The sequence below is a fragment of the Pseudomonas sp. 1176_21 genome (genome assembly GCF_052850635.1).
Genome location: NZ_VXCV01000007.1, coordinates 223,135 through 244,435, shown reverse-complemented (window position 1 = coordinate 244,435; position 21,301 = coordinate 223,135). Strand labels below are relative to the sequence as shown.

Sequence of the window (21,301 nt, the reverse complement as noted above, 5' to 3'; positions counted from 1 at the left end):
AAGGCCGGCTCCTACAGGCCAAGCGAAACCCTGTAGGAGCCGGCCTTGCCGGCGAAAGCCGCAACGCTTGTCTAGCGCCCGTTGCGCCGCTCTGCCCGCGCGACCCGCTGCACTTCCTGACGCACCTCTTCGAGCACCTCCTGCACATACAGAATGTGCTGGCTCGACACCTCCCGTGCATCCTGCGCACGCCCTTCGACAATCGCCAGGTACAGGTCCCGGTGCTGCGCAATCAGCATGTCGCGGGTCTCGCTGCGCTGCTTGTACATACCGCCGATGTTGGTCACCACGTTGCGCTTGAGCAGGTCGAACAACCCGCGAATGGTATGCAGCAGCACCGCGTTATGGCTGGCCTCGGCAATCGCCAGGTGGAACGACGCATCCGCCGCCCCTTCCTCGGCGCGGCTCACCTCATCGGCACGCGCATAACAGTCCTGCAGCGCATCGAACGCCACCTTCAACCGCTCGCGATCCACCGCGGTGGCACGCAATGCGGCGTAATAGGCACACGACGCCTCCAGCGTATGACGAAACTCCAGCAGGTCGCGTTCGACCTCCGGATTGTTCTCCAGCAATTGCAACAAGGGGTCGCTGAACGTCGAACCCATCGACTGGGCAACATAATTGCCGCCGCCCTGTCGGCTCACCAGCATGCCCTTGGCTACCAGCTTCTGGATCGCCTCGCGCAACGACGGGCGTGACACCCCGAACTGCTCGGCCAGTTGCCGCTCGGCCGGCAACCGCTCACCGGCGGTCAAGGTGCCTTCAAGAATCATCCCCTCAAGCCGCTCGACGATATCGTCGGACAAACGGCGTTGGCGGACCTGGTTGAAAACCATCACATGCTCTCCACAATCCCGAGTTCGTTCGGGGCCGCCTATTTTGGCCTATCGGTGCCCACGCCACACCCACCAGTTGGCGAATTTCGAAGCCGCTCAGCCGACCTTTTTTCAACCGTCCGACGAAAGTTTTAGCGGGGCAAATTGACACACCCACCACAGGGCTCTTAACCTAGCGGCTCGACATTGTAAATTGGTATGACCAATTAGCCAATGCCACTGCATGACCAACAACAATTAGGGGCCACCCCATATGCAAACCTGGCAACAACTCTATAGCCCGCTTGGTAGTCTCGGCCTGTCCGCCCTGGCGGCAGTCATCCCTATCGTGTTCTTCTTCCTGGCGCTGGCCGTGTTCCGCCTCAAGGGTCATGTGGCAGGCAGCATCACGCTAGCGCTGTCGATCCTGGTCGCCATCTTCGCCTTCCAGATGCCCGCCGACATGGCCCTGGCTGCTGCCGGGTACGGTTTTGCCTATGGCCTGTGGCCCATCGCCTGGATCATCGTCGCGGCGGTGTTCCTGTACAAACTGACGGTCAAGAGTGGCCAGTTCGAAGTGATCCGCAGCTCGGTGCTGTCGATCACCGACGACCAGCGTCTGCAGGTTCTGCTGATCGGCTTCTGCTTCGGCGCCTTCCTGGAAGGCGCGGCAGGCTTCGGCGCACCCGTGGCCATTACCGCTGCACTGCTGGTGGGCCTGGGTTTCAACCCGCTGTACGCCGCCGGCCTGTGCCTGATCGCCAACACTGCCCCGGTGGCCTTCGGCGCCCTGGGTATCCCGATCATCGTGGCCGGCCAGGTCACCGGTATCGACGCCTTCAAGATCGGCGCCATGACCGGTCGTCAATTGCCGTTGCTGTCGCTGTTCGTGCCGTTCTGGCTGGTGTTCATGATGGACGGCCTGCGCGGCGTCAAGGAGACCTGGCCTGCAGCCCTGGTGGCCGGCCTGAGCTTCGCCGTCACCCAGTACTTCACCTCCAACTTCATCGGCCCGGAACTGCCGGACATCACCTCGGCACTGGCCAGCCTGATCTCCCTGACCCTGTTCCTCAAGGTCTGGCAGCCCAAGCGCTCGATGACCACCGCCACCGGCAGCGTTGGTGCAGCCGTGGTCAACGGTGGCGGCAGCCAGCCTTCGCCATACAGCTTTGGCGAGATCTTCAAGGCCTGGTCGCCGTTCCTGATCCTCACCGTGCTGGTCACCATCTGGACCCTCAAGCCATTCAAGGCAGCCTTTGCCGCCGGTGGTTCGATGTACAGCTGGGTGTTCAACTTCGCCATCCCGCACCTTGACCAGCTGGTGATCAAGACCGCGCCGATCGTCGCCGCCCCGACCGCCATGCCGGCGGTGTTCAAGCTCGACCCGATCTCGGCCACCGGTACCGCGATCTTCTTCTCCGCGCTGCTGTCGATGCTGGTGCTGAAGATCAACTTCAAGACCGGCCTGACCACGCTGAAGGAAACCTTCTTCGAACTGCGCTGGCCGATCCTGTCGATCGGCATGGTGCTGGCCTTTGCCTTCGTCACCAACTACTCGGGCATGTCGTCGACCATGGCCCTGGTACTGGCCGGCACCGGCGCAGCGTTCCCGTTCTTCTCGCCGTTCCTTGGCTGGCTGGGCGTGTTCCTGACCGGTTCGGACACTTCGTCCAACGCGCTGTTCAGTTCGCTGCAGGCCACCACCGCGCACCAGATCGGGGTCAACGACACCCTGCTGGTGGCCGCCAACACCAGCGGCGGCGTTACCGGCAAGATGATCTCGCCACAGTCCATCGCCGTGGCATGCGCGGCCACCGGGCTGGTTGGCAAAGAGTCGGACCTGTTCCGCTTCACCCTCAAGCACAGCTTGTTCTTCGCCACCATCGTCGGCCTGATCACCTTGATCCAGGCGTACTGGCTGACCGGCATGCTGGTTCACTAAAGTGAAAGAGGCCGGGCGCCCCAAGGGCGCCCGGCAGCTGCCCCTTTCAACCGACGCTGCGAGACACCATGATCATTTCAGCCTCTACCGACTACCGCGCCGCAGCCCAACGCAAGCTGCCGCCCTTCCTGTTCCACTACGCCGACGGCGGCGCCTACGCCGAGTACACCCTGCGCCACAACGTCGAAGACCTGGCCAGCATCGCCCTGCGCCAGCGCGTTCTGAAGAACATGTCCGAGCTCAGCCTCGAGACCCGCCTGTTCGATGAAACCCTAAGCATGCCCGTGGCCCTGGCACCGGTCGGCCTGACCGGCATGTACGCCCGGCGCGGCGAGGTGCAGGCGGCACGTGCCGCGGCGGCCAAGGGCATCCCCTTCACCCTGTCGACCGTGTCCGTGTGCCCGATCGAGGAAGTGGCCCCGGCCATCGACCGGCCCATGTGGTTCCAGCTCTATGTGCTCAAGGACCGCGGCTTCATGCGCAATGCCCTGGAGCGTGCCAAGGCCGCCGGCGTGACTACCCTGGTGTTCACCGTGGACATGCCCGTACCCGGCGCACGCTACCGTGACGCCCACTCCGGCATGAGCGGCCCTAACGCACCGCTGCGGCGCATGTGGCAGGCCATGACCCACCCCCAGTGGGCGCTGGATGTAGGCCTGCTGGGCAAGCCCCACGACCTTGGCAACATCTCCAAATACCGCGGCAGCCCCACCGGCCTGGCCGACTACATCGGCTGGCTGGGCGCCAACTTCGACCCGTCGATTTCCTGGAAAGACCTGGAATGGATCCGCGAGTTCTGGGATGGCCCGATGGTGATCAAGGGTATTCTCGACCCGGACGACGCGCGCGACGCCGTGAAGTTCGGTGCCGACGGCATCGTGGTGTCCAACCACGGCGGTCGCCAGCTCGACGGCGTGCTGTCCAGCGCCCGTGCCCTGCCGGCCATCGCCGATGCGGTCAAGGGCGACCTGAAGATCCTTGCCGATTCCGGTATCCGCAGCGGCCTGGACGTGGTGCGCATGATCGCTCTGGGCGCAGACACCGTACTGATCGGCCGTGCCTTCCTCTATGCCCTCGCCACCGCAGGCGAAGCCGGCGTGAAGAACCTGCTCGACCTGTTCGAAAAGGAAATGCGCGTGGCCATGGTGCTGACCGGCGCCAAGTCCATCAGCGAGATCACTCGCGATTCGCTGGTACGCGAATTCGGCGCCTGACCGCCTGCCCCATCACCGCCTGATTGTCCGGGGCACGCGGCGCGATAGACGCCGTGGCCCCGCGAGGAGTTTGCATGAGCCTGCCCACCGCGTTTCTCGACTCGGTTGAACGCCTGATCCCCCGTGAGCGCCGCTTCGACGACCCCACGTCTACCCTGGCCTTCGGTACCGACGCCAGCTTCTACCGGCTGATCCCCAAGCTGGTGGTGCGCGTGGAAAGCGAAGACGAAGTGGTGGGCCTGCTCCAGCTGGCCCAGCGCGACCGCGTGCCGGTGACCTTCCGCGCCGCCGGCACCAGCCTGTCGGGCCAGGCCATCAGCGACTCGGTGCTGATCGTGCTGGGCGACAACTGGAACGGTCGCGAGATTCGCGAGCAAGGCCGGCAGATCCGCCTGCAACCTGGCGTGATCGGCGCCCAGGCCAACGCCTGGCTGGCGCCGTTCGGACGCAAGATCGGCCCCGACCCGGCGTCCATCAACGCCTGCAAGATCGGCGGCATCGTTGCCAACAACGCCAGTGGCATGTGCTGCGGCACCGCCCAGAACACCTACCACACCCTGGCCGGCCTGCGCCTGGTGCTGGCCGACGGTACCCGCCTGGACAGTGAAGACCCGGCCAGCGTCGCGGCCTTCCAGAGCAGCCATGCCGACCTGCTCGAATCGCTCGCGCGCCTGGGCCGCGAGACCCGCGCCAACACCGAACTGGCCGCGAAAATCCGCCACAAGTACCGGCTCAAGAACACCACCGGCCTGTCGCTCAACGCCCTGGTCGACTACGACCAGCCACTGGACATCCTCAACCACCTGCTGGTGGGCTCCGAGGGCACACTGGGCTTCATCAGCGCGGTTACCTACGACACCGTGATCGATCACCCGCACAAGGCGTCGGCGCTGATCGTGTTCCCGGACGTGGAAACCTGTTGCACCGCCGTCACCGTGCTGAAAAGCCAGCCGGTATCGGCCGTGGAACTGCTCGACCGGCGCAGCCTGCGCTCGGTGCAGGACAAGCCCGGCATGCCGGCCTTCGTGCAGCAGCTGTCCGAGGGTGCCTGCGCCCTGCTGATCGAGTCCCGCGCTGCCACCCAGACACTGCTGCACGAGCAGCTGGGCCTGATCATGGCCTCGCTGGCGCAATTTCCGGTCGAGAAACAGGTCGACTTCACCGAAGACGCCAAGGAAAACGCCAAGCTCTGGGCCATCCGCAAGGACACCTTCCCGGCCGTCGGCGCCGTGCGCAAGACCGGCACCACGGTCATCATCGAAGACGTGACCTTCCCGGTCGAGCAACTGGCCATCGGCGTCAACCGCCTGATCGAGCTGTTCGAGCGGCACCACTATGACGAAGCCATCCTGTTCGGCCATGCGCTGGAGGGCAACCTGCACTTCGTGTTCACCCAGGGTTTCAACAGTACCGAAGAGGTCGCCCGCTACCAGGCGTTCATGGACGACGTGGCGCACCTGGTGGCCGTCGAATTCGGCGGTTCGCTCAAGGCCGAACATGGCACCGGGCGCAACATGGCGCCGTTCGTCGAACTGGAATGGGGCCACGATGCCTACCAGCTGATGTGGACGCTCAAGCGCCTGCTCGACCCCAACGGTATCCTCAACCCGGATGTGGTACTCAGCAACGACCCGCAGATCCACCTTAAGAACCTCAAGCCGTTGCCGGCCGCCGACGAGATCGTCGACAAGTGCATCGAGTGCGGCTTCTGCGAACCGGTATGCCCGTCCAAGGGGCTGACCCTGAGCCCGCGCCAGCGCATCGTGATGTGGCGCGACATCCAGGCCAAGAAGCGGGCCGGGGTCGATACCACCGCGCTTGAACGCGACTACCAGTACCAGGGCATCGACACCTGCGCCGCCACCGGCTTGTGCGCCCAGCGCTGCCCGGTAGGCATCAACACCGGCGAACTGGTGAAGAAACTGCGCGCCCAGGCTGCCAGCCACGTGAAGACAGCCGACTGGCTGGCGGAGCATTTCCACACCGCGCTAAGCGGCGCCCGCCTCACCCTGCGCGCAGCCAACGGTGCCCGCCGCCTGTTGGGCGCGCCACGGCTGGCCCGCATCAGCCAGTCGTTGAGCAAAGCCAGCAACGGCCGCCTGCCGCTCTGGACGCCGGCCATGCCGCAGCCCCTGCAGCCCATCCAGTTCAGCCCGGCGAGCAACGATGCGCGGCCCCGCGTGGTGTACCTGGCAGCCTGCGTATCGCGCGTCATGGGCCCGGCCGCTGGCGATCGCGAACAGACCTCGCTGCTGGACAAGACCCGCGGCCTGCTGGAAAAGGCCGGCTACCAGGTGGTGTTCCCCGAGAACCAGGACAGCCTGTGCTGCGGCCAGCCGTTCGCCTCCAAGGGCTATGCCGAACAGGCCGAGCACAAGCGCCAGGAACTGATTGGCGCGCTGCTGCATGCCAGCCGCGGCGGGCTCGACCCGATCTACTGCGACACCAGCCCGTGCACCTTGCGCCTGGTGCAAGACCTCAAGGACTCGCGCCTGGACCTGTATGACCCGGTGCGCTTCATCCGCACCCACCTGGTGGACAAGCTGGAGTTCACCCCGCAGGACGCACCCATTGCCGTGCACGTGACCTGCAGCACCCAGCACCTGGGCGAGAGCCAGGCGCTGATCGACCTGGCACGGCGTTGCAGCAAAGAGGTGGTGATACCCGAGGGCATCCACTGCTGCGGGTTCGCCGGCGACAAGGGCTTCACCACCCCCGAACTGAACGCACATTCACTGCGCAGCCTAAAGGACGCCGTGCAGTACTGCAGCGAAGGCATCTCCACCAGCCGCACCTGTGAAATCGGCCTGAGCGAGCATGGCGGCATCGACTATCACGGCCTGGTGTACCTGGTGGACCGGGTGACCAGAGCCAGGGCGCTGTGAGCCAAGGCGGCTCCTGCGAACCTGCAGGAGCTGGCCTTGCCGGCGAACAGGCCATCTGCCACAACATCCGTCTGAACCCCTGGCATCGGCCGCAGTCCATGCAAATAGGCCCCTTATCCTGAGGCCTTCCCAGCCAAGGAGATTCACATGAAGCGTACTGCGATTACCGGACTGTTCCTCAGCGCCGCACTGCTAGCCTCGCCTGTGTTCGCGGCGGATAAAGACCTGTGTACCAGCAACCTGCAGAAGATCGACGACCAGATGGCAACCATGGGCGCGACCTCCGAAGGGCTGGACGATGCGCTGAAGCAGCACGTGGCTGACGCCAAGGCCGCGCAGGCGGCGGGCAACGACAAGGATTGCATCACCATCAGCGCCAAGGTGCTGTCGCGCCTCGAGAAGACCGACAAGGGCGGCAACGGTCAGTAACCTCGGTGGGCGACCGGACCGGTAGTCGACGTCGCCCGACCGATGGCGTATACTCCGTCACATGCACCCGAAACGGTGCTAGCGCTAGAGCAGTAAAAAATGGGGCCGATTAGGATTCGACGCCGGTGATGAAACTCTAGGTGCATGCCGAGTTGGTAACAGAACTCGTAAATCCACTGTTGCAACTTTCTATAGTTGCCAATGACGAAAACTACGAGGGTTACGCTCTCGCTGCGTAAGCAGCCGAGCCCGCTCTCCTGGTAGCTTCGGCTCCAGCAATCACTAGGGGATGCCTGTAAACCCGAAGTGATTGTCATACAGAACAGGATCGTCGTGTAGCACGTTGGGGGCAAAGCGACTAAAACTTACCCAACTCGTCCAAAGCACCCTGCCCGTCGGGCGGCTGCGGATTAACTCAATAGACACGGCTAAGCATGTAGTACCGACAGCGGAGTACTGGCGGACGGGGGTTCAAATCCCCCCGGCTCCACCATTTAGTCTTCCCAGGAAGACCCAAAAAAGCCGTAAAGCCTAGAGAAATCAAAGCTTTACGGCTTTTTTCTTGCCCGCGTTTTCCCACCTGATCCCAGGGCATCCCACGGTTGACGGGGGCATATATGGGGGCATAAAACGCTCATCAGCTCGCTCGGAGAGGATGTGCCCCCAATGCCCCTGAAAGATACCAACTGCCGCAACGCCAAGCCCCAGGACAAGCCTTATCGGCTATACGACGAACAGGGTCTGTACCTTGAAGTGCAGCCCAACGGAGGTCGCTACTGGCGCTTGAAATACCGTTTTCTGGGAAAGGAAAAACGCCTGGCTCTTGGCGTTTACCCAGAGGTCGGCCTGCAGGAGGCCCGTCGCAAACGTGATGACGCTCGTGTTCAGCTTGCCGGCGGACAAGACCCTTCGCTGCAAAGACGCATGGCCAAGGTGGTCAGCCAGCTCGATCACCAACACACCTTTGAATCGGTCGCTAAGCAATGGCTCACCATTCGCGAATCATCCTGGGATCCGGAGTACACCCGCACGGTGCGACAGCGCCTTGAGCTCAATGCCTACCCCTGGTTGGGAAAACTCCCAATCAGCAGCCTCAGTACACCCATGCTGGTCGAAAACCTGCAACGCATCATCAAGCGCGGGGCTCGCGAGACTGCGCGTCGTGTTGCCCAGATCTACAAACAAATTTTCGAGTTCGCCGAAGCTGCCGGTATCACCCCACCCAGCCAGATTGGGAATCTCTCTCGTACGCTCCCAGCCAAGCGAGTGAAACACTTTGCTGCCGTGACCGATCCTGAAAAACTCGGGGCACTGCTCAAAGCACTGGATAGCTATAGCGGAACGATGCCTGTTTGTTGTGCGTTGAAGTTGGCCCCACTGCTGTTCTGCCGGCCTGGAGACCTGCGGCACATGGAGTGGTCCGAGGTCAATCTGGATGCTGGCGAGTGGTTGATTCCCGGCCACAAGATGAAAGGACTCACTGCCACCAAACAGGATCGCCCGGATCATTTGGTTCCCCTGAGCCAGCAAGCAATCGCTGTTCTACGCGAGCTGAAACCACTCACCGGCAGACATCGGTACGCCTTCCCCTCAGCAAGAGGAGGCGACCGGCCGATGTCCAACAATGCAGTACTCAGTGCGTTACGCCGCATGGACATCAGCGGCGACGAAATGACAGGGCACGGCTTTCGTGCGACAGCGAGAACCATAGGCGCTGAGGTGCTGGGGTTTCGCCCCGATCTTCTGGAGCATCAGCTCGCTCACACGGTAAAAAATCCGCTGGGACGTGCGTACGATCGAACCAGCTTCTTGCCAGAGCGGCGTGAAATGATGCAGATCTGGGCCGACTTTTTGGACTCGATAAAACGCTGAATGCAAGCACCCCCATCAGCCAGCGAGCCTTCAAGCTAATACGAGCACTATCTTATCGCTCCAGTACCGGCTGAATTGCTAAACTGCGCCGATTTGGCGCCTGTAATGCGCCGGACGCAGTCCAAAAGGAATTTCTACCGATGTCAGCCTTATCAGCTTTGCTGAATACCTACCGCAGCGCTTCTGTCACCGAACGCGAAAAAGGTACTTACTTCGAAGAGCTGATTTGCACTTACCTCCGCAACGAAGCCACCTACCGCGACCTTTACGACAAAGTATGGACGTATGCGGAGTGGGCGAAGGAACAAAGCCTCAGTGGCAAGGATGCGGGCATTGATTTAGTGGCTCGCACCCAGGGCACCGGCGAGTACCACGCCATCCAGTGCAAGCTGTACGCCGAGGACTACAAAGTCCAGAAGAAGGACATAGACAGTTTCTTCACCGCCTCGGGCAAAGCGCCGTTCTCGCACCGCGTCATCGTCGCCACCACCAACAACTGGAGCGAGCACGCTGAGGACGCGTTGCAGGGCCAGCAGCCTCCGGTCAGTAAAATCGACCTGCAAGCCCTGGAAGACAGCCAGATAGACTGGGCCAAGTACCAGCCCAATCAGGCAGTCGCTCTCAAGGCCAAGAAGCAGCTGCGCGAGCACCAGCAAACCGCGTTGAATGCCGTGGCCGCTGGCCTCAAGGACGCCGAACGCGGCAAGCTGATCATGGCCTGCGGCACCGGCAAGACCTTCACCAGCCTGAAGATTGCCGAGCAGCAGGCCGGCAAGGGCAAGCGTGTACTGTTCCTGGTGCCCAGCCTGTCACTGCTATCGCAAACCCTTACCGAATGGACGCAGGAAAGCGCCACCCCGCTCCACAGCTTTGCCGTCTGCTCCGACAGTGACGTAGGCAAGAAGCGAAAAGCAGAGGATGACGCGGTTCAGGTGTTCACCCATGAACTGCGATACCCGGCCACTACCAAGGCAGATCGCCTCGCGGCAGAAATGCTCAAGCGCCACGATGCTGAGCACATGAGCGTTGTGTTCTCCACCTATCACTCCATCGACGTGATCAGCCGTGCCCAGGCTGATCATGGCCTGGCCGCTTTCGATCTGGTGATCTGCGACGAAGCGCACCGCACCACGGGTGCCACCTTTGGCGACGATGACGAAAGCAACTTTGTGCGCGTTCATGATGCCGACTACATCCGCGCCACCAAACGTCTGTACATGACCGCCACGCCGCGCATCTACGGTGACAACGCCAAGCTCAAGGCCGAGTCCGGCGAAGTCACCCTGTGCTCGATGGATGACGAAGCGCTCTACGGCAAAGAGCTGTTCGTCATCAACTTCTCCGAGGCCGTTCAGCGCGGCCTGCTCACCGATTACAAGGTGCTGGTACTCACTGTCGAGGAGAGCACCATCAGCCGCCGCCTTCAGGAGATGCTGAAGGACGAGAACAACCAACTCAAGGTAGACGACGCCGCCAAGATAGTCGGTTGCTGGAAGGCGCTGGCCAAGCAGGGACTGGCCGAAAACCTGGTGGGTGATGATCAGCCCATGAAGCGCGCTGTAGCTTTCTGCCAGGTCATCTCGCCCAATTACAAGGGCACCAAGCACAAGGTCAGCTCTGTCAACATCGCCAGCATGTTCCAATCGGTGGTGGAGGCTTATCAGGAGTCAGAAAACATCGATGAAGCCTCACGCATCATATGCGAAGCCGCACACGTCGATGGCGGCATGAATGCCAGCGCCAAGGAAGCCAAGCTCAACTGGCTCAAGGAAGAGCCGCCAGCGAATACCTGCCGCATCCTCAGCAATGTGCGCTGCCTGTCCGAGGGTGTGGACGTGCCCGCGCTGGACGCCGTGCTCTTCCTCACCCCGCGTAATTCCCAAGTCGACGTGGTGCAATCCGTTGGCAGGGTAATGCGCAACGCACCGGGCAAGAAGCGTGGCTATGTGGTGCTGCCGGTGGTCATTCCTGCCGGTATGGAGCCCCACGAAGCGCTCAACGACAACCAGACCTATAAGGTGGTCTGGCAGGTGCTTCAGGCACTGCGTTCGCACGACGACAGCTTCGACGCCATGGTCAACAAGCTCGACCTGATCGGCTCTGACCCGCGCAAGATGGAAGTCATCGCTATCACCGACAAGGCCGATAAAAAGGTCAGGAAAACTAGCGGCACCAGCAACGGCCAGGCAGGCAAAGGCCAGTACGGCATTGGTGAGAAACGCGCTAAGTACGATGTCGAAGGCCAGATGACCCAGCAGGCCGAGCTGGCCTATGAGGTGGGGGAAATCGAGAAGGCCATCTACGCCAAGATAGTCGACAAGTGCGGCAACCGCCACCACTGGGAAGACTGGGCCAACGACATATCCAAGATCGCCCGTACCCACATCGACCGTATCCAGGGCATTTTAGAAAACCCTGAATACACCCAGGAGAGAGCGACTTTCGAGGCCTTCGCCGCTGAGCTACGCGATGATCTCAACGACAGCATCAGCGATGGCGAGATCGTCGAAATGCTTGCCCAGCATCTGGTAACCAAGCCAGTGTTCGATGCACTGTTCGATGAATACAGCTTCGCCAGCCACAACCCCATGTCCAAAGCTATGCAAAGCGTGCTGGACGCGCTTCATGAACACCACCTGGCCAAGGAAGCCGACACACTGGAGAAGTTCTACGCCAGCGTGCGTCAACGTGCTGCCGGCATCGATAACGCCCAGGGCAAGCAGAAGATCATCGTCGAGCTGTACGACAAATTCTTCCGCAACGCCTTCCCCAAGATGACCGAGCGCTTGGGTATCGTTTACACCCCGGTCGAAGTGGTGGACTTCATACTCCACAGCGTCAACCACCTACTGCAACAGGAGTTCGGCCAAACCCTGGGCAGTAAGGGCGTTCACATCATCGATCCGTTCACCGGCACCGGTACCTTTATCACACGCCTAATCCAGTCGGGCCTGATCAAGCAGGAAGAGCTAGCGCACAAGTACAGGCACGAGATCCATGCCAACGAACTGGTGCTACTGGCTTATTACATCGCCGCCATCAATATCGAAGCGGCTTACCATGGCGAAGTGATCGATGAGTACGCCCCGTTTGAAGGCATCTGTCTAACCGATACCTTCCAAATGTATGAGAAGGACGACCTCGTAGACGCACTGCTGGAGGACAACAGCGCCCGGCGCAAGCGGCAGAAAGATTTGGATATACGGGTGATTGTGGGCAATCCGCCATATTCAGTCGGACAGAAAAGCGAGAACGACAATAACGATAACGTCGAGTACCCCACGCTCGACGCGCGCATCCGCGCCACCTATGCAGAACGCTCTGACGCCACTCTTGCCAAAGGGCTGTATGACAGCTATATACGCGCCATTCGCTGGGCCAGTGACCGTATTGGTGATGCCGGCATCATCGGATTTGTCACCAATGCAGGATTTCTAGAAGCCAACACCGCAGATGGTCTGCGCAAGTGCCTAGCCGACGAGTTCTCCAGCCTCTATGTGTTCCATTTGCGCGGCAACCAGCGCACCAGTGGCGAAACCTCACGCAAAGAAGGAGGCAAGATCTTTGGCAGCGGCAGCCGCGCGCCTATTGCCATCTCCCTGTTGGTTAAGAACCCTGACGCACAAGCCCATGGCCAGATCTATTTCCATGATATTGGTAACTATCTCAGCCGTGAGGAAAAGCTGGAGAAAATCGCAGGCTTTAGAAGTGTCGCAGGTATCGAGCAGTGGCAGCAGATTACCCCGGATGAGCATGGCGACTGGCTCAAACAACGCGACGACAGCTTCAACCAATTCATCGTATTGGGTGACAAGAAGGGCGATGCGCCCAAGTTGTTTGATAACTTCTCGCTGGGAGTCGTGACCAACCGCGATGCATGGGCCTACAACGCCAGCCAGACCAAGCTGGCAACCAACATGACCAGCATGATCGGTTTCTACAACGCCGAGGTAGAGCGCTTCAACGCGGCGCATCCGGGGCTGGATACCAAGGCACGGCAGGCGAAAGTTGATGGCTTTATTGATACAGATCCGACCCGTATCAGTTGGACTCGCGCACTGAAGCAGGATCTTGGTAAAGATCGCAGCTATTCCTTCGACGCCGACTGCTTGGTGCCCGGCCTATATCGCCCCTTCACCAAGCAATGGCTGTACTTCAATCGTCGTTTCAACGAGATGGTTTACCAGATGCCGCGCATCTTCCCGAACGCGGCGGCGACAAATATCGCCATAATGGTTAAGCAGCGCCCAACTGAGAACAGCCAGTTGGCGTTGATGGTGAATGCTCCACCTGAGCTGCAAACAGATGGGGGAGCGCAGAGCTTCCCCCTCTACCTCTATGACGAGGCCGCCCAAGCATCAAGCGACGACCTTTTTGCCCTGCCGCCTGAAGGTGGTTTGCGCCGACGCGACGCCATCACAGACGCTGGACTGGCACACTTCCAGTTGGCTTACCCCGGCGAGCAGATCAGCAAGGAAGACCTGTTCTACTACGTCTACGGCATCCTGCATTCCCCGGACTACCGCGAACGCTTTGCCGATAACTTGAGCAAGGAACTGCCGCGCATCCCGGCTGTGAAGAAGGCCGCCGATTTCTGGACGTTTAGCAAAGCAGGCCGCTCCCTGGCTGATCTCCACCTGAACTACGAAACCGTCGAGCCCTCCCCCCTGACCATCGAGGCCAAGGGCATGCTTACCGATGCTGATTACCGCGTGGAGAAGATGAAGCTCGCCAAGAAGGGCGACAAGACCACCGTCATCTACAACACCCGCATCACCCTCAAGGGCATCCCAGAGGCAGCTTGGGACTACGTGGTCAACGGCAAGGCCGCACTCGACTGGGTAATGGAGCGCCAAGCCGTGCGCACCGATAAAGCCAGCGGCATCGTCAACGACGCCAACGACTGGGCCAACGAAACCATGGGCAACCCCAAGTATCCATTGGAGCTCTTCCAGCGCGTGGTCACCGTGAGTCTGGAAACCCAGAAAATCGTCAAAGCGCTGCCCAAACTCGATATCGGCACAGATGACTAGTTGAGTCCGATAGAACGCTGAGCATTCAGTCAACTACTGCCTTGGTTGGGCCACCCTTTCCCGACCAAGGCAGAGCACCTGCTGATTGCCAGCCCGGAACTCTCATGTTAAAAAGTGTCCGTCCCAAGCGGTCCCTATCGATCCGCAACGGTCCGCCACGTCGCCCTGGTAACGACGTTAAAAACTTTCGCCTCGTTCGCATCCGCTGAGCGGGCCGCGTCAACTGCCATTGGTTGATTTGCGTATCTGGTCAGAACACTCTCAGTCCGTTCTGCCCCTAGAAGCCTTACGGCCCTAGAACTTCTGTAGCCCACAACGACCTCCTACGCTACCGAACATTAATCTCGGAAACGCGCATATGCCTATGCGTGCGGCAAATGCCCGTGCTCGCTATATAGCCAGCCGATATCCGTCTTTTACCTTTTTAGCAGTAGTGCCGGAGGACGCTGCCCCACGCTTCAGAACTTAGGACTCAAAACCTATGGCAATGCACGTTAGCAATTTTGACGACGTCGGCGACGATGACAAGATTCTTCGTTTGCGCGATGTCGAGTCAATCGTCGGCCTAAAACGCTCAACGATCTATCGCAAAATATCGGAGGGCCTTTTCCCGCGCCAACGCCTGTTGTGCGGCTCCAGCGTCGGCTGGCGTAACAGTGAAATCCAGGCTTGGATTCGACAAAGGGAGGCGCTGTAATGCAGCGCCGAACACCTCAACAACCGGGCTGGATGATAGAGCTCACAGCAGCGGTCGATATTCCAGTGGAAAAAATCCAGTGGATTTGGCCAGGCTGGCTGCCAAAGGCAAAGTTATCCATTCTTGCCGGCGCAGGTGGATGCGGCAAAACCACCTTGTCGATCTCGCTGGCCGCCACGCTCAGTAGAGGTGGTGACTGGCCAGACGGCAGCAAAAGTGAGACCGCTGGCAACGTCGTAATCTGGAGCGGCGAGGATGGTATAGCTGACACCATCATTCCTCGCCTTACGGCTGCAGATGCAGACCTAACCCGCGTGCACATCATCGAAGGGCTCAGGGATCAGAGTGGGAACAGGCGACAATTTGATCCTGCAGCCAACTTTGCCCTTTTGAACGAGGCAGCCACACGGATTGACGGCGTTTCATTGCTGATTTTCGACCCACTGATAAATCTCATACGGGGGGACATGCACCGAGCCAACGAAGTTCGGCAGGGACTACAGATGGTGGTGGATTTTGCCGAACAGCATTGCTGCTCTGTGCTCGGTATATCTCACCTCAGCAAAAGCGCCTCTCAGTCCTCTGTAGCTGATCGAGTCATCGGCAGCCAGGCATTCTCAGCACTTGCTCGCACGGTACTGGTGGCCGGGAAAGCTAATAATTCTGAAGCTCGGGTGCTTGTCCGGGCCAAGTCGAACGTTTCGATCGATATAGGAGGGATAGAGTATTTCGTTGAGCCCATCATGATAGACGAGCAGCTGGAAACAACCTGCATCCGGTGGGGAGAGGCCGTCGAAGGAAGTGCTGAAACTATTTTGGCGGATATCGAGCGAACGGGTGGAGCGAGACCAGCATCAGCGACTCAGGAAGCTTGCAGCTTTCTTGAAGCCACGCTGCAAGCAGGCCCTGTATCGATCACTGCGCTGCAGTCTTTAGCTGAGGAGTCATGCATCTCTTGGGCATCAATTCGTAGAGCGCAGAAACAGCTAGGTATACGTTCACACAAAACAGGTATGCAGGGCGGATGGGCATGGGAGCTGCCCGCCTCTACCTGAAGATGCTCACTTCACTCGAAGGTGCTCAAAGAATATTGAGCACCTTCGTATTTTTGAACGCCTTCGCTTTCCGATACCTCACAGATCATCCGAGGACGGTTCATGGCCGTATGAACCGCACGTCTGCCTAGCAGATGCGTCTGACTTTAATACTGCGATGGCCTAGCCTATATCAGTCCCTTTTCCTCGCTTCCTAGCGACCTTTTTTGATGCTGCTTTCGTATCCACGCCGCGCTTGGTCAGATCGACCCCAATCACCTTGATTTCTTCGACACCCGGGAACTGTGGCGCGAGGATAGTCCAATGGTTTTGAAGCGCTTCTATCAGGGCACCGAAACTCTCAGCACGTTTACCATTCGGCAGATCCCAACTGGCCTTGACTCCATGAAAAACGAGCGCAAATATCCCGCGGCTAGATCGCCGATCTCGAAGGTAGTCGCCACAAAGTTGTACCTCAAGACGCTCAAAGAGATGAGGCCCGGTCCATTTGTCGCCGAGCTTGAGTTCTACCGGCACCGGCCCATCGAAACCAACGCCATGAAAGCGCAGGTCAGGCCTTTTGGCGTCGGCGAGTTCCTCCTCTTGTGGAATCACATATCGGCCACCTGAGCGCTCTCGGCACCAGTTTCCGATATATTTTCGGATCTCCGTTTCCCGATCTACCGGCTGCAGGATTGATGCGATGCTCGCATCGCCTTCCTCAAGATCATGCTTGAGATCAAGCATACGATCGACGGCAAGACTCCAGAGATCACGATGATTGGTCGGTGTACGTTCCAGCCGATCGTGGAAGTCGCGTACTTGCAGTGGCGACCAGGCATGAGCATCTGCATCAAGAGTCGCTTTGGCCTTGGCATAAAACGCCATCCAGGGACGCGATTTTTCGGCGGGATGCGCGCGTGAAATATCCATCAATGCAAGAAAAGCCTCTTTGCCTGGAGTCTCCCTAATAAACGAAAACAGCGCATCGCGAGCATCCTGAGCATCATCGCGCAGGCCCGGTGAGTACACACCATTTCCGGCGCGCGCGATGTCATCCTCCTGACGCACATAGTTGTGCGTCAGGAGGTAAAGCGCTTTCATGTGCTCGACCGTGCGGAAGGCTTGGCGAGTACTACTGTTTTGACGGCGATCACCAATTAGCGCCGTGATAAAACACATCGCAAAAAGTGTTTGGTTATCGGTACCCTTAATCTCGGCAAGCCGCGCAGCGAGCGCCGGAATAGCAACCCCTGGATCAACTCCCACCCACATCGCAAACCAAAGCGGCGCGGCTCTAAGGTTTTTGGTTGTTTTAGCCTTTTGTGCTGCGAGTTTCGCGATAGCCACATCGTCGACCGATGAACCTTGCACGACGCTGAGCATATAGCGCAGGTTGCCGATATTCTTCGGCTGCTTGCGTAACCGAGCGATTATTAGTGGTGCGAGCCGATCCCACATCCAACTGCCGCTCCAGCTAGCGTCATAGAGCACATAGTGGCTTGAGCTATCAGAACTCTCTGTTGTGAGCTCATAGTCAATCTCGGTGATCACAACATCGATGACTGCTTCGGGATAGGCCACATAGAGACCCGGCAACCAGCTAGGAAAACCGTTGAGCTCGTGGAGCGCGAAGCGGGTTGCGATATTTGCCTCCGCGATAGAGATGTCCTTGAGCCAGCCAGGGTGCTCTCGTGTCTCGATCGACAAACCTGTAAGCCCAAAGATGACGCTGAAGGGGGTGACATTAGGCTTAGCCCCCTCGGAAAGTAATGTCGGACGATGGCAGCGCCAAAAGTTAACCGCACCGTCGCGGAACGCTCGCGCAATCGACTGACCGAACTCTGGGATGAGCGAGCACCAGTCTCCCTCACTCCATTGGTTGGAACTATCGGTGTTCTCGCGCATTCGCTGGTGCAGATAATATTGGGCGTTAGTGATAACCCCCTGAGCGCCTGGATCGCGCAGCGCCTCGATATTAGCGTCGAGATGCTCCTTCCATTTGCGCTTATTCGTTTCTCGGTTCGCTACGTCCTTTGCCGCCTGCTTCTTCCAGCGCGCCTCGCGCTGCTTCCAGATTTGCCGGCCTTGGGCCGGTGGACGTAGTAACGCGTCCAGTGTTGACCTCAGCTCGTCCTCGCACTTGGCAAGGTCTTTCAAGCGAGCTTGCCACGCAGCGGTACGACCACTCTCTCGGTAGATAGAAAAGGCTAAAGTGAGTGCTACAAGTTTGTCGTCTAACAGTGTCCGGATAGCGATGTCATCACACACGGTATCGAAGCTGTCGGCACCTACCATCCAGAGATGACCAAATATGCCGACCTGCCAATAATCGATGAGACGTTCGTCTTTCTTAACCTCAAGGGCAGCGCGTGTTTCGGCAACATCGCGCCAGAACAGCGCATGATTGAGTTCGGGCCATTCGACGACACGTTTCGAAAGATCGCCACTTAAGTCGCGAAACTCGTATTCGCCATATCCCTGGGCAATAGGTAGCGTGCGCAGGATCGACAACGCAGCGGGCTCGAGTGCACTCAGATCACGAGCGTCTATAAGGCGGCGAACAGTCTGAGCTGCGGCTTGCGCCAGCCAGCTGTATCGCGTCGATATCTCACAAAAGCGCTGCTCGATGACCGGCGGCATTTTCAGGAGGGCATGGAAGCCGGCAAGCAGTCTGGGGAGAAGCAGCAACGGCCACTCAGTGACCAGTTGCGACAAAGAGCGCATCAGACTGTCAACTGCGAACTGTTCCTTGGCTGGCGTGCGCTCCAGCGCCGCGAGCAGCCATTCGACGGCTTTGTCGCTCTCCGGAAGCCCGGGAATCAGCTCGACGAGCCAATCGCGTCTAATCTCTTCGCTCTCGTGAAGTAAGGCGCACCGTACCTCATCATGATCAGCGGCTGATCCGACTGCCGCCAGCGCGCGAAAAGCCGCGATTCGCGTGTATTTGTTACGCGAAACCAGCGCGAAACTCTTGGCTTCGGAGGCGGCCCCCCTGATCTCCCCTTGCCAGACCATACGGAGCAAGAACGAGGAGATATCATCGTCCTCAGCATATTGGACGAGCAGCGCCTTGATATCGTCAGTGAGATCGATATTCGCAAAGCGCTGAACTGCTGAGTAATCAGTAAGTGACCGGCCATGCGCAGGCTGTGCCAGTTGCTCGCAGGCTTGACACAGGATATCGCTCCGCGTTTCGCGCGGCAGTTGGCTCGGATCACCACCCTCAAAGAGAATTTCAGGTGCGAGACGACGGACTCGGGCGAGGATACGTCCGTCTAGGATGGCGAGCCAGGGCAGTACCGGCCGCATCGTAGGGACGATCACCTCGATGCCATACTGCGAGCGGAAGAACAAACTCTCAATCCGCTCACGCGAGCCTTCGTCGACGATAAGCGTATGTAGCCACTCGGCAGTGAGATATTCGCGCACCGATCGGTGATGAAAACGAACCGTACCGTAGATGCCCTCGTCAAATATTGGCCGGCTGAGTAAAGTCGCGCAATCAGTGTCGTTCCAATCGGTAAGAACCTCCCGGATAGCGATACCCTTCGCGTTGTTGACCCCATCAGGGACTCGAATCGCCGACTCCTGGGTTAGCGTAGTCGCCGCTGCCACCAAGCGCGCTCCGAGACGCAACCTATCGCTCGAGATCGGACGCGCCTCAGAACGATCTTGGTCACGCTCCGCTAAGCGGCGAGCAATACTGCTCTGCATAAGCTCAAAACGTGAACCGATCCGCTGATGGTCATTCCAAAACTCAACGAGTTCGGCCAGATCCTGCGGGCGGGTGGTCAGCGACCAAGCATCCTTTCGATCCACAGCATCGCGGAAAGCCTTGACGTTCTCCACATTTTTGCCATGCAAAAAAGTGTCGATCTGTGCACCGTGAAGATCATCGAGCGCGACGATTTTAAATGGGGCAGTAAGGTTTGTATCGACCGCCACAGTGTGGGTGGCGATATCCCGCCCCTCCTCCGCTGACGCGTTTTCATCAGCAGCATTCTCGCCTGAGCGATAGGGAAGCGAGGTACTGCACAGCAGCAAATCGGTCTTCGCTCGCCATGCTGTCGTTCGTCCCGTGATGACGATATGTGCCTGCTGTGATACTGGTGCGAGCAACCGGCCGAGCTTCCTGATTGCACGTTCAAAGTCTTTGGGATCGCGCAACCTGGCTTCGTCCACCGAGTCGAGAAGCAACCACCCTTCTTCTCCTGACGCCGCCCAAGCACTGAACTCTTCGAAACTGCCTTCTTCGAAGGCATCCTCGAAATCCTGACTAACGTGCTCAATCCGAACAAAGAAAGCAGGCTTTCCTTCTTGTCGAAGCTTGCGGGCGGTATTGCGGATTTCCTCCGTTTTACCCGAGCCAGCCTCCGACAGCAGGATTACGCGATACTCGCTTAAAAGATTGGGCCAACGAAGGCTTTCGCGCTGCCCCAGACGGCGAGTCAGATCGACATCGTCGTTCGCGCCCGACTCGAGTGCTAGCTCATGGAAAGTCCGATCGAGCGGGATGTATTCGTCTAGAGGGGCAGTCATGGAAGTCCTTTTAAAACTGTTTCCCGAGATTGAGCAGCAAGGCTATTCAAAGCTGTAGGCCGTTAAGATGCCTTCGCCTGCCGCTGGACCTGAGTCGACTACCGAAGCTAACAAACGGCCACTTCTGCGTCCATCGAACATTTTTTGCTGAAGTCGCCTCTGCATCTCAGCCTACAGTGGCCTGACCGCTTGGGGCTATGGTCAGTGTACGTTCTAAGAAATGACCGGGCGTATCCGAAAAATCAATCACGGGAAACTATCGTTCGTGGATGCCTTTACGCAAGTAACGATACAACGTTGTCCTCGAAACCCCGTACCGTGTTGCCACATTAGCAACTTGAATTTCTGGATCCTTTAGCAAGGCTTTAATTTCACGGATCTGCAACTCAGCCAGAGCCGGCTTGCGCCCACCTTTCCTTCCACGGGCACGGGCTGCAGCCAGTCCTGCGCGGGTCCGCTCGCGAATGAGGTTGCGCTCGAACTCTGCCAGCGCAGCGAATACAAGAAAAATCAGCTTGCCGGCAGCGCTGCTAGTTTCGATTCGTTCGTTGATGGACTCGAAGGCCGCGCCCTCCTGCTCCAAGCGACTGACGATCCCAACCAGGTCAGGCAGAGAGCGGCCGAGACGATCCATTCGCCACACAACCAAAGTATCCCCGCTGCGCAAGGCCTTGAGACAATGCCCCAGCTCCGGCCTATCCGCTGACTTGCCGCTCATGGTCTCTTCGTAAACCACGGAGCACCCAGCCAGGGCAAGTGCATCTCGCTGCAGGTCGAGATTCTGATCATCAGTCGAAACTCGGGCGTACCCAATCCGCTTTCCCATACGTTTTTC

Annotated in this window: 11 protein-coding genes and 1 other RNA gene; 9 read left to right on the top strand and 3 right to left on the bottom strand. The window is 59.1% G+C overall.

Annotation, left to right across the window (positions count from 1 at the left end):
• Nucleotides 1-71 precede the first annotated feature (71 nt).
• Nucleotides 72-839 carry a GntR family transcriptional regulator gene (locus FW760_RS18180; protein ID WP_043863840.1) on the bottom strand — a complete coding sequence of 256 codons (768 nt, stop codon included), beginning with the start codon at nucleotides 837-839 and terminating at the stop codon, nucleotides 72-74.
• Nucleotides 840-1,092: 253 nt separating this feature from the next.
• Between FW760_RS18180 and FW760_RS18175 the strand changes: the two genes are divergently transcribed.
• The 9 genes from FW760_RS18175 to FW760_RS18135 all read left to right on the top strand — a co-directional run bounded on the left by FW760_RS18175 (nucleotide 1,093) and on the right by FW760_RS18135 (nucleotide 15,945).
• Entirely contained in the window at nucleotides 1,093-2,760 is a 1,668-nt protein-coding gene (locus tag FW760_RS18175) for a lactate permease LctP family transporter (protein ID WP_043863841.1), read from the top strand.
• A 68-nt stretch (nucleotides 2,761-2,828) separates the two neighbouring features.
• A complete protein-coding gene (gene lldD, locus FW760_RS18170; protein WP_043863842.1) occupies nucleotides 2,829-3,974 on the top strand; it encodes an FMN-dependent L-lactate dehydrogenase LldD in 1,146 nt (381 codons plus the stop codon).
• Between the two features lie 74 nt (nucleotides 3,975-4,048).
• Nucleotides 4,049-6,859 (top strand): FAD-binding and (Fe-S)-binding domain-containing protein, encoded by a 2,811-nt coding sequence (locus FW760_RS18165; protein WP_116052279.1) that lies wholly within the window; start codon nucleotides 4,049-4,051, stop codon nucleotides 6,857-6,859.
• A gap of 147 nt (nucleotides 6,860-7,006) precedes the next feature.
• Nucleotides 7,007-7,288, top strand: a complete 282-nt coding sequence (locus tag FW760_RS18160) for a hypothetical protein (protein WP_043863844.1) — start codon at nucleotides 7,007-7,009, stop codon at nucleotides 7,286-7,288.
• Between the two features lie 101 nt (nucleotides 7,289-7,389).
• Nucleotides 7,390-7,781: a transfer-messenger RNA gene (ssrA, locus tag FW760_RS18155) on the top strand.
• A gap of 173 nt (nucleotides 7,782-7,954) precedes the next feature.
• Complete coding sequence (locus FW760_RS18150) at nucleotides 7,955-9,160, top strand: tyrosine-type recombinase/integrase (RefSeq protein WP_446443918.1); 1,206 nt, start codon at nucleotides 7,955-7,957, stop codon at nucleotides 9,158-9,160.
• 140 nt (nucleotides 9,161-9,300) lie between these two features.
• On the top strand, nucleotides 9,301-14,193 hold the full coding sequence (locus FW760_RS18145) for a DEAD/DEAH box helicase (protein ID WP_446443917.1): 4,893 nt from the start codon (nucleotides 9,301-9,303) through the stop codon (nucleotides 14,191-14,193).
• A 481-nt stretch (nucleotides 14,194-14,674) separates the two neighbouring features.
• The gene (locus FW760_RS18140; protein WP_060765736.1) at nucleotides 14,675-14,890 is read left to right on the top strand and encodes a helix-turn-helix transcriptional regulator; all 216 of its coding nucleotides are present in this window, start codon (nucleotides 14,675-14,677) and stop codon (nucleotides 14,888-14,890) included.
• Nucleotides 14,890-15,945 carry an AAA family ATPase gene (locus FW760_RS18135; RefSeq protein WP_446443916.1) on the top strand — a complete coding sequence of 352 codons (1,056 nt, stop codon included), beginning with the start codon at nucleotides 14,890-14,892 and terminating at the stop codon, nucleotides 15,943-15,945. The genes FW760_RS18140 and FW760_RS18135 overlap by 1 nt, the downstream gene beginning before the upstream one ends.
• A gap of 162 nt (nucleotides 15,946-16,107) precedes the next feature.
• Here FW760_RS18135 and FW760_RS18130 read toward each other — a convergent pair whose 3' ends face one another.
• Together FW760_RS18130 and FW760_RS18125 are read right to left on the bottom strand one after the other, a co-directional pair.
• Nucleotides 16,108-20,466 carry an NACHT domain-containing protein gene (locus FW760_RS18130; protein WP_446443915.1) on the bottom strand — a complete coding sequence of 1,453 codons (4,359 nt, stop codon included), beginning with the start codon at nucleotides 20,464-20,466 and terminating at the stop codon, nucleotides 16,108-16,110.
• Between the two features lie 256 nt (nucleotides 20,467-20,722).
• Complete coding sequence (locus FW760_RS18125) at nucleotides 20,723-21,292, bottom strand: recombinase family protein (RefSeq protein ID WP_446443914.1); 570 nt, start codon at nucleotides 21,290-21,292, stop codon at nucleotides 20,723-20,725.
• Nucleotides 21,293-21,301 lie beyond the last annotated feature (9 nt).